We start from the raw sequence: 926 nt of genomic DNA, 5'->3' as shown, positions 1-926 counted from the left end.
GAGTGTTACCTGCTCCGGCTCCTAAACAGCGAACGCTTCCGTCTATTCTAGTAGCGCCTTCTTCAATAGCAGCAAGCGTATTTGCAACAGCTAACGAAAGATTATTATGAGCGTGAAAACCTACTTCAACTTGAAGGGATTGACGAAGTGCTCTAACACGTTCACGAACTTCATGAGGCAAAAGAGCTCCTGCTGAATCAGTTATGTAAACTCCTTGTGCTCCATAGCTTTCCATTAGCTTTGCTTGCTCCACAAGCTTTTCTACGGGTGCTGAATGGGCCATCATTAGAAAACCGAAGGTTTCCATCCCTAGTTTCCGAGCATATTCAATGTGCTGAGCAGAAACATCTGCTTCCGTCACATGTGTAGCTACTCGGACTAAGCCTGCCCCAAGGCTATTTGCTTGCTTCAGCTCATGTACCGTTCCAATTCCCGGAATTAAAAGAACCGCAACGGTGGCTTGTTTCGCTTCTTCTACCGCAGCCTCAATTAATTTCATTTCATCAACGAGAGACTTTCCGTATTGCAGAGTCGAGCCTCCTAACCCGTCTCCATGACTAACCTCTATATAGTGCATCCCTGCATCGTCCAGCGCTCTCGTGACACTTTTTACTTGGGCTTCTGTGAATTGGTGTTTGACTACGTGACTTCCATCTCTGAGGCTGACCTCTGTAATCTTAATAGGCTTATCACTGTTACGTTTCATTCGTCATAGCCCTCTCTTTCTTTCTTCCTCCATATAAGCTCTCTTCGAGTTTATAGCGGGCATAATCTTCCGCAACCTTCGCTGCAGCAGCCGTCATAATATCTAAGTTACCGGCATAAGAAGGAAAATAATCTCCGGCTCCAGTTACTTCTAAAAAGACTGTTACTTGATTACTATCAAATAATGGTTCTTGCTTTAAATTATAGCCTGGTACATATTC

Annotated in this window: 1 protein-coding gene and 1 pseudogene; both read right to left on the bottom strand. The window is 44.4% G+C overall.

Translation table 11 applies throughout. From position 1 onward, the window contains the following. Positions 1–706: 4-hydroxy-2-oxovalerate aldolase (dmpG, locus tag AC1DRF_RS29880; RefSeq protein WP_477742557.1), on the bottom strand; the 706-nt coding region annotated here is incomplete at its 3' end. Next, positions 696–926 (bottom strand): annotated as a pseudogene (locus tag AC1DRF_RS29875) (acetaldehyde dehydrogenase (acetylating)); the annotation flags it as partial. The gene dmpG and the pseudogene AC1DRF_RS29875, both read right to left, overlap by 11 nt.

The organism is Priestia sp. P5_B4 (assembly GCF_056400385.1).
This window is presented reverse-complemented; position numbering and strand designations above follow the sequence as displayed.